The sequence below is a fragment of the Rudaea sp. genome (genome assembly GCF_036560865.1).
Classification (GTDB): domain Bacteria; phylum Pseudomonadota; class Gammaproteobacteria; order Xanthomonadales; family Rhodanobacteraceae; genus Rudaea.
Map to the genome: position 1 here is coordinate 1 of NZ_DATBQK010000052.1, position 9,106 is coordinate 9,106.

Here is a 9,106-nt window from a genome sequence, read left to right on the forward strand (position 1 = left end):
TCGATCGCGGTTTCCAGATGCGTCCACGCGGTGAGCAGGATCACCGGCAGATCCGGTTCGCGTGCGCGAATCGCGCGGAACAATGCGACGCCATCCTCGCCGGAGGTGGTGTCCTCGTGGAAGTTCATGTCCTGCAGCACCAGATCGACGCGCTGGCGTGCGAGCAGCGCGAGCCCTTCCTGCGGCGTCGCCGCGCGCAGCGTGCGGATATCACGCAGGCTCAACAGCACTTCGAGCGCGGTTACCACACCCGGATTGTCGTCGATGACGAGAACGGTCCGCATCAGTTTGCCGGCGGGTCTATCGTGGTGAAATTTGCCATCGCGCATTGCCTCGTTGGATGCGGCACGGGTGGAAAGGGTTGCACGGTTTGGCGGGACTCGGGAAGCTTACATGCTCGTCATCGCGGCGCAAGCGGGGGTTATTGATGCGGCCAGCTGAAGGTTGAAATGCCCTAACACCTTAGTCCGGCGCGGAGATCGCTTTTCCTTCCCCTGCGCAGCGGGGGAAGGTGCCAAAGGCGGAAGGGGGCGCTCTTGCTCTTTGATCGGACATGGGAAAGCGCCCCCATCCCCCAAGAGGACTTCCTTTGGGGCGTCAGCCCTACGGGCAGCTTCCCCCGCTACGCAGGGGAAGCGACCGCATGGGTTCTGCGCTCTGGATGATTCAACGATAAGTGGTGGCCTTGAGTTCAAACATCACCGGGCCGCACCAATAATGAGCCTCAGCGCCAACCAGACGTAATTGGATAACGCCGCTCGCGCCCAAACGCGCGGCGCGACACTTTCGGTCCCGGTGCGGCCTGATGCCGCTTCCATTCGTTGATGCGCACCAGGCGCAGCACCTGGTCGACAACCTCGGCGCTGAAGCCCGCGTGCACGATATCGTCGCGCGATTGTTCCTGATCGATATACCGGAACAGGATCGCGTCGAGCACGTCGTAGGGCGGCAGCGAATCCTGATCGGTCTGGTTGTCGCGCAGTTCGGCCGACGGCGCGCGCTCGATCACGCCCGGCGGAATTACCGGCGCGCCGCCGACCGAGTTGCGCCAGTTCGCCAGCGCATACACTTCGGTCTTGTACAGATCCTTGATCGGCGCATAACCGCCGCACATGTCGCCATAGATCGTCGCGTAGCCGACCGCGTATTCGCTTTTGTTGCCGGTCGTCAGCAGCAGTCCGCCGAATTTGTTGGACAAGGCCATCAGGATCGAACCGCGGCAGCGCGACTGCAGGTTTTCTTCGGTCGCATCAGCGCTGCGTCCGCCGAACGCGGGCTGCAGCGCGTCGAGAAATCCGCGGAACGGCGCTTCGATCGGAATCGTCTGCAACTTTACGCCAAGCGCGCGCGCCTGCTCGTCGGCGAGATCGTTACTTTGGCTAGAAGTATACCGCGACGGCAGACGCACGCCGGTCACGTTGGCCGCGCCGAGCGCATCGACCGCGAGCGCGAGCACCAGCGCCGAATCGATGCCGCCCGACAACCCGATCCACACCTTGTCGAAGCCGTTCTTGGCGCAGTAATCGCGCGTGCCACGCACGATCGCACGCCAGGCCAGCGCATCGCGGCTTTCATCGCCTTCGCACGGCCAGTCGCGCAGCGTGAACTTGCGCGTGCCAGCGTCGAAATCCGCGACCAGCCAGTGATCCTCGAACGCGCGTGCGGCCGCATGGATGTACCCATCGCCATCGGCGAGCACCGATGCGCCATCGAACACGAGTGCGTCCTGGCCGCCGACGGCATTCAGATATGCCAACGCGACACCAGTCTCGCGCACGCGCGTCGCCAGCAGCGCATCGCGTTGCGCATGCTTGTCGCGTTCGAACGGCGATGCATTGGGCACGACGACAAGCTGCGCGCCGCGCTGCCGGGTATCGGCTAGGGGCTCGGGGAACCACAAGTCCTCGCAGATCACCACGCCGACCGTCACACCCTTGACGTCGAATACGCAGGAGCCGCCGGCCGGATCGACATCGAAATAGCGCCGCTCATCGAACACAGCGTAGTTCGGCAATTCCCGCTTGCGATACGCCGCCTCGATCACGCCATCGCGCAGCACACTTGCCGCATTGTATACAACCGCGCCCGCCGCCTGCGGCCAGCCGACCACGGCGACGATACCGTTGACGCCCGCTGCAACACGTTGCAAGGCCGCTTCGCATTCGGCAAGAAAACTCGGCCGCATCAACAGGTCTTCCGGCGGATAGCCGCTGATCGCCAGCTCCGGAAACAGCACGAGGTCCGCACGATGCACCTCGCGCGCCTCGACGATCATCGCCGCAATGCGCTCGGCATTGCGAGCAACAGCGCCGACGGGGAAATCGAATTGGGCTAGGGCGATACGCATGGTTTACGCACCCCCATCCCTGCCCTTCCCCCGCACGCGGGGGAAGGGTTCAAGCACTGCATCGACCGCTTTTGCCCCTTCCCCCGCTTGCGGGGGAAGGCTGGGATGGGGGTGCGCGATCGAAGCCAGGACTTTCATGATTTCAGAGAGCACGTCTTCTGTTCGACTCAGCACATCATTGTTCCAGAAATGCAAAACTTGATATCCGTAACGATGAAACCAATCGTCACGACCGGAATCACTCTCTGAATTGTGCTGGCCACCGTCGATTTCAACGACAAGACGTTTTTCGACGCAGGCGAAATCAGTGATGAACGGGCCGATCGGGTGCTGCCGGCGAAAACGACAATTGGCAAGCTGGCGCTGACGGATGCGCCGCCACAAGCATTGTTCGGCATCGCTCATGTTGGCGCGAAGCTGCCTTGCGAAGTGTTTCTTGGCTCCGTCGCGCATAAGCATTCACGCACCCCCATCCCTGCCCTTCCCCCGCAAGCGGAGGAAGGGTTCTATCCACTACTTCAGCTTCGCCGCAATCGCCTTGCCCAGATCGGCGGGCGATTTGACGGTGGTCACGCCGGCCTTTTCCAACGCGGCGAATTTCGCTGCGGCGGTGCCCTTGCCGCCGGAGATGATGGCGCCGGCGTGGCCCATGCGCTTGCCCGCGGGCGCACTCGCGCCGGCGATAAACGAGACCACCGGTTTGGTCACGTATTCGCTGATGAACTCGGCGGCTTCCTCTTCGGCACTGCCGCCGATTTCGCCGACCATGATGATGCCTTCGGTCTGCGCATCGTCCTGGAACAGTTTCAGGCAATCGATGAAACTGAGGCCGTTGATCGGATCGCCGCCGATGCCGATGACGGTGCTCTGGCCCAGGCCTTCGTTGGTGGTCTGGAACACGGCTTCATAGGTCAACGTGCCCGAGCGCGACACGATCGCGATCCGGCCCGGCTTGTGGATATGACCGGGCATGATGCCGATCTTGCACTCGCCGGGGGTGATGATGCCGGGACAGTTAGGTCCGATCAGTACCGTGTCGGGATAACCCTTGAGCGTGTTCTTCACACGCAGCATGTCGAGCACCGGAATGCCTTCGGTGATCGCGACGATGACCCTGATGCCTGCGTCGGCCGCTTCGAGGATCGCGTCGGCGGCGAACGGCGGCGGCACGAAGATCATCGACGCATCGGCGCCGGTTTCATCGACAGCGTCCTGCACCGTATTGAACACCGGCAGGCCGATATGCAGGCTGCTACCCTTGCCCGGCGTGACGCCGCCGACGAGCTTGGTCCCGTAGTTGAGCGCCTGCTCGGAATGGAACGTGCCCTGCTGGCCGGTGAAGCCCTGGGTGATGACCTTGGTGGATTTGTTTACAAGTACACTCATGTGAAATCCTTTGATGTCTTCCCTTCCCCTGCGTAGCGGGGGAAGGTGGCCGAAGGCCGGAAGGGGGCAAGTCACCGCGAAAAGCCGGGCCCCCACCCTAACCCTCCCCCGCTTCGCAGGGGAGGGGACTGAAATCAAACGCCTTTGACTGAAACCAAACGCCATGACTGAAATCAAGCGCCTTTGACTGAAATCAGGCGGCTTTGACGGCGGCGACGGCCTTCTTCGCCGCATCGTTTAAATCCAGCGCCGGCGTGATCTTCAGCCCCGAATTGGCAAGCAGTTCGCGCCCGGCCTCGACGTTGGTGCCTTCAAGACGCACCACGACCGGAATCGTCAGCCCGACTTCCTTGACCGCGGCGATGATGCCTTCGGCAATCAGATCGCAGCGCACGATGCCGCCGAAGATATTGACCAGGATCGCCTTGACCTTGTCCGAGGACAGGATCAGTTTGAATGCCTCGGTCACGCGCTCCTTGGTCGCGCCGCCGCCGACGTCGAGGAAGTTCGCCGGCTCCGCGCCGGCGAGCTTGATCACGTCCATCGTCGCCATCGCCAATCCTGCGCCGTTGACCATGCAGCCGATATTGCCGTCCATCGTGACGTAGTTGAGATTGTGTTTGACCGCGACCGCTTCGGCCGCGTCTTCCTGCGACTCGTCGCGCATCGCGGCGAGATCGGCATGACGGAACTCTGCGTTGTCGTCGGAGTTGACCTTGCCGTCGAGCGCGATCAGGTCACCGGCCTTGTTGATCGCGAGCGGATTCAACTCGACCAAGGCCAAATCCTTCTCGTTGAACAGCTTGTACAGGCCGAGCATGATCTTGGTCAGCTGGCCTGCCTGCTTGGCGTTCAAGCCCATCGCGAACGCGAGCTTGCGGCACTCGTAGGGCTGCAAGCCCTGCACGTAGTTGATTTCGAGCGTGTGGATGTCCTCGGGATTTTCGCGCGCGACCTGTTCGATGTCGACACCGCCGCGCGCCGAGGCGATAAACGCGACCGCCTTCGAGCCGCGATCCACCAGTATGGAAAGATACAATTCCTTGGCGATATCGCTGGCCTCGGTGATCAGCACGATGTTGACCGGCAGCGCGCGGCCGCCGGACTGATACGTCGCCATCTGCGTGCCGAGCATCTTCGCCGATGCCTTTTTTACCTCGTCCAGCGTCTTGACCAGCTTCACGCCACCGGCCTTGCCGCGGCCACCGGCATGGATCTGCGCCTTGACCACCCATTCGTCGCCGCCGAGCGCGCGCGCTGCGTCGACCGCCTGCTCCGGCGTGCTGGCGATCTTTCCCGGCGGCACCGGAATGGCGTACTGGGCGAACAATTGCTTGGCCTGGTATTCGTGGAAATTCATGCGACCACCTTGAGGAAGTGTGCGGTGTGGCGAATCTGCGAATCGAGCTGGGAGGAACGGATCTGACGAAAACCAAGCGCGCCGACTGCGCGCGGGTAGGTCGCGTATTGTGATGAATCGGCTCGCCAAAAAAAAGCCTGCCGCGGCGCAAAATCGGTTTGCCTGCCACGCGGAGTGCGAACAGGATCATCACCGCGAACGCGAATCACTCTATACTTGCAACCTGGGGAACATCAATCAGGAGCTGCGACGTGGCCGTTGCCGCCGTCAATCCGACCCATTCCCCTCTCGCTTCCGCGATTGCTTCGCCGATCCGGCGCGAAGTGTACTTCCTCAACCTGTTCCGCGTGCTCGAGGCGGCGATCATCGTGGGCCTCATGTTCAGCCCGCTGGCGATCACGTGGGTGGTGAGCATCGTGCATCCGCTGTCCGGACGCAGCGTCGCCATCGTCTATCTGATCTTCGCCTGGCTGGCGCTGAGCTTCGGCACACGCAGCGAACGGCATCAGCAAGCCTGGATCTGCGTTTCGCTGGCGGTGGATATCGCCGTGTGTGCGCTGGCGATGTTTTCGATCAAGGGTCAGTTCAACTCGCTGGCAATGCTGTTGCTGGTCAACGTCGGCGGTGCGGCTTTGCTGCTGCCACCGCGCATCGCGTTCCTTTTTGCCGCACTGGCCACATTCGGCATGTTGGGTCAGGGCATCGCCGGCAACCTGATCGACCTCGACGACCGCGACCTGCTCCAATCCGCGATTTTCGGCCTTGCCTATTTCTCGGTGACCGCTCTGTGCATGTTTCTCGCCCAGCGCGTGCGCGAAAGCGATGCGCTGGCGAGCGAGCGCGGCAGCGCGCTGAACAATCTTTCGCAGCTCAACGAGCTCATCATCCGGCGCATGAAGACCGGCGTCCTGGTCGTCGACCAGGCCGGGCGCGTGCGCCGCTGGAACGAATCGGCCTGGGCTCTGATCGGCAATCCCAGTCACGCGGCGCAAGGTCTCTCCATCCTCGCACCGGAGTTGTCGCGCCGCCTGTATCACTGGCGCAGCGCGCAGAAAATCGACAACACACCCGTCGCGCTCGCCGACGGTGCGCCGGAAGTGATTCCGCGGTTCGCCCGTCTGACCTCCAACGACGACAGCAACGTGCTGATCTTTCTCGACGACACATCGCTCGTCTCGCGCCGCGCGGAACAACTGACGCTGACCTCGCTTGGCCGGCTGTCGGCGTCGATCGCGCACGAAATCCGCAATCCGCTCACGGCGATCAGCTATTCCGCGCAACTGCTCGCCGAGTCGGACAAGATCGACGTGACCGAACAGCGCCTGGTCGAAATCATCCGCAACCACTGCGGGCGCGTGAACGAGATCGTGGAAAACATCCTGCACCTCGCGCGGCGCGAGCGTTCGTTGCCCGAAAGCCTCGACCTCGCCCTGTGGGCGACGCGCTTCGTCGACGAGTACAAATCCACGAACAATCTGGGCGGCAATCTACTGGCCCTAGTGCTGCAGTCCCCCACTGCCGAAGTGCTCGCCGATCCGCAGCAACTGCAGCAGATGGTGTGGAATCTCGTGCAGAACGCGATGCGCTACGGCCGCCTGCCGAACCAGCCCGCGCGCGTGTCGCTGGTGGTGCGCCACTCCGCCGAAAAGAACGCGCCAACGCTCGAAGTGATTGATCGCGGCCCGGGCATCCCGCCCAAGGTCGCTGCGCGGATTTTCGATGCGTTCTTCACCACGCATGAGTTCGGTACCGGGCTCGGCCTGTATCTCGCGCGGCAGATGTGCGAGGCGAGCCAGTGCACGCTCGAGTATCTGCCAGTCGCCGGCGGCGGCAGCTGTTTCCGCATTACTTTTCCTGCAATGCAAACGCCGATCGCAAATGTGGAAGCATCCGAGCGCGGTCGCACGCGCCGGTAGCGCTAGGCGGCGCCGCTTGGCAGGATTACTCTCAATTTACTGGTTGGAAAACCTTACTCCGCCCCTGCGACCCGCATCGACAACTGGATGATCTTGCATACTTGGAAAATAAGCCACCGAGTCCTAATCTCGGCAGTTTCTGGAACAGTGCTGGGGCTGATCGCGGTAATTTATTGGCCGGTAAACGCAGCAGGTTTCGTCTGGGACGATCACTTTTATCTGCATGACTCCGCATCGCTGCGTCACGGCAACGACTGGATAGGAATTGTCTTTCACGGGTTTTTGGATTGGGCAACTTATTTTCGACCGCTCGGGGTTGCGTGGTTCACACCAGTCCTGGATCGTCAAGCTCCCTCACCTTAGCAGTTCGTCTCCGCACATTAATGTCGCCTTATACTTGTTCCCATGAATAATTCCGCTGCACTCGTCATCGACGACGAGCACGATATCCGTGAACTGCTCTCGATCACGCTGGGTCGCATGGGTTTGCGTGTGGACACCGCCGCGGACGTCGCCGAGGCCAAGCGCCGGCTCGAAGAAACGCCATACGCGCTGTGCTTCACCGACATGATGCTGCCCGATGGCTCTGGCCAGGAGATCATCGAATTGATCGCCGCGCGCTACCCGCGCACGCCGGTGGCGATGATTACTGCGCACGGCAACGTCGATGCCGCAGTCACCGCGCTCAAGGCCGGCGCGTTCGATTTCGTCAGCAAACCGGTCGATATCGCGATCCTGCGGCGCCTCGTGCAGACCGCGTTGCGCATGAACGAGGAGAAGCGCGCCGAACCGGTCAGCGACGCAGGTTCGCGCCTGCTCGGCGATTCGCCCGCGATGGTGCAACTGCGCGCGACGATCGGCAAACTCGCGCGCAGTCAGGCGCCGGTATACATTTCCGGCGAATCGGGCACCGGCAAGGAACTCGTCGCGCGCCTGATCCACGATCAGGGTCCGCGCTCGACCGCGCCGTTCGTGCCGGTGAACTGTGGCGCGATTCCGACCGAGCTCATGGAAAGCGAATTCTTCGGCCACAAACGCGGCAGCTTCACCGGCGCGCAGGCGGACAAGGACGGCCTGTTCCAGGCTGCGCATGGCGGCACGTTGTTTCTCGACGAAGTAGCAGAACTGCCGGTGCACATGCAGGTGAAGTTGCTGCGCGTGATCCAGGAAAAAGCCGTGCGGCCGATCGGTGGTCGCGCTGAAGTGTCGATCGACGTGCGCATTCTTTCAGCCACGCACAAGAACCTGACCAAGCTCGTCGAGGCGCATCAGTTTCGCCAGGATCTGTACTACCGCATCAACGTGATCGAACTCGCCGTGCCACCGTTGCGTGCGCGCCGCGAGGATATTCCCAAACTGGCTGCTCAGGTGCTGCAACGTCTGGGCAGGGACGGCGGAACACAGGTCGCGACGCTCGCGCCCGAAGCGCTGGCCGAGTTGCTGAAGTATACTTTCCCGGGCAATGTGCGCGAACTCGAAAACGTGCTCGAACGCGCCGTTGCGCTGTGCGAAAACCACCTCATTACACCCGACGATCTGCACCTCACCGCGCGCGCCTCGCCGCAGGCTGAAATCGCGGATGCGTCAGCCGCGCCGTCGATCGATGCGGACGACGAAGGCGACGATAGCGGCGATGAAGGCGGTCTCGACAGCTATATCAGCAATCTTGAGCGCGAAGCGATCATGAAAGCGCTGCAGGAAACGCGCTACAACAAAACCGCCGCCGCAAAAAAACTCGGCATCACCTTTCGCGCAATACGCTACAAGCTGAAGAAGCTCGGGATTGACTGAGAGAATTCGCCAGCACGCCGCGCAACAACGCTGCGGCACTACTCAGAAGTCAGTAAGTAGCACAACCCGAATGGCTGTTTCTCCTCTCCCCTTGTGGGAGAGGGTGGCGCGCAGCGCCGGGAGAGGGGAAGGCGCCGCAGGCGTCTGCTGCGCAGGCGTCACCTTCTCCCCAACTCCTCCCCCATCGAGGGGAGGGGCTCACTCCTGCATCAGAAACCGCACGTCATTGACCCGCCGCTGTTTCCCCTCTCCCCTTGCGGGAGAGGGTGGCGCGCAGCGCCGGGAGAGGGGAAGGCGCCGCAGGCG

General features: G+C 62.3%; 7 protein-coding genes. 2 read left to right on the top strand and 5 right to left on the bottom strand.

Going from position 1 to position 9,106, the window contains the following annotated elements:
* From VIE67_RS06030 to sucC, 5 genes are all read right to left on the bottom strand, one after another.
* The coding region (locus tag VIE67_RS06030; RefSeq protein WP_332024277.1) for a response regulator at nt 1-284 on the bottom strand (284 nt) is incomplete at its 3' end.
* A 440-nt stretch (nt 285-724) separates the two neighbouring features.
* The gene (locus VIE67_RS06035; protein WP_332024279.1) at nt 725-2,347 is read right to left on the bottom strand and encodes an NAD+ synthase; all 1,623 of its coding nucleotides are present in this window, start codon (nt 2,345-2,347) and stop codon (nt 725-727) included.
* Between the two features lie 3 nt (nt 2,348-2,350).
* Nucleotides 2,351-2,806 carry an endonuclease domain-containing protein gene (locus tag VIE67_RS06040; RefSeq protein ID WP_332024281.1) on the bottom strand — a complete coding sequence of 152 codons (456 nt, stop codon included), beginning with the start codon at nt 2,804-2,806 and terminating at the stop codon, nt 2,351-2,353.
* Between the two features lie 54 nt (nt 2,807-2,860).
* Nucleotides 2,861-3,733, bottom strand: a complete 873-nt coding sequence (sucD, locus tag VIE67_RS06045) for a succinate--CoA ligase subunit alpha (RefSeq protein ID WP_332024283.1) — start codon at nt 3,731-3,733, stop codon at nt 2,861-2,863.
* Between the two features lie 193 nt (nt 3,734-3,926).
* Entirely contained in the window at nt 3,927-5,093 is a 1,167-nt protein-coding gene (gene sucC / locus VIE67_RS06050; RefSeq protein WP_332024285.1) for an ADP-forming succinate--CoA ligase subunit beta, read from the bottom strand.
* A 251-nt stretch (nt 5,094-5,344) separates the two neighbouring features.
* On the opposite strand from sucC, the gene VIE67_RS06055 reads away from it, so the two are divergent.
* Together VIE67_RS06055 and VIE67_RS06060 are read left to right on the top strand one after the other, a co-directional pair.
* On the top strand, nt 5,345-7,009 hold the full coding sequence (locus VIE67_RS06055; RefSeq protein ID WP_332024287.1) for a sensor histidine kinase: 1,665 nt from the start codon (nt 5,345-5,347) through the stop codon (nt 7,007-7,009).
* A gap of 405 nt (nt 7,010-7,414) precedes the next feature.
* On the top strand, nt 7,415-8,800 hold the full coding sequence (locus VIE67_RS06060; RefSeq protein ID WP_332024290.1) for a sigma-54-dependent transcriptional regulator: 1,386 nt from the start codon (nt 7,415-7,417) through the stop codon (nt 8,798-8,800).
* Nucleotides 8,801-9,106 lie beyond the last annotated feature (306 nt).

Bases quoted from the DNA above. Each gene is read 5' to 3' on its own strand.
- VIE67_RS06035 (WP_332024279.1), bottom strand. From the start codon at position 2,347: ATGCGTATCGCCCTAGCCCAATTCGATTTCCCCGTCGGCGCTGTTGCT.
- VIE67_RS06040 (WP_332024281.1), bottom strand. From the start codon at position 2,806: ATGCTTATGCGCGACGGAGCCAAGAAACACTTCGCAAGGCAGCTTCGC.
- sucD (WP_332024283.1), bottom strand. From the start codon at position 3,733: ATGAGTGTACTTGTAAACAAATCCACCAAGGTCATCACCCAGGGCTTC.
- sucC (WP_332024285.1), bottom strand. From the start codon at position 5,093: ATGAATTTCCACGAATACCAGGCCAAGCAATTGTTCGCCCAGTACGCC.
- VIE67_RS06060 (WP_332024290.1), top strand. From the start codon at position 7,415: ATGAATAATTCCGCTGCACTCGTCATCGACGACGAGCACGATATCCGT.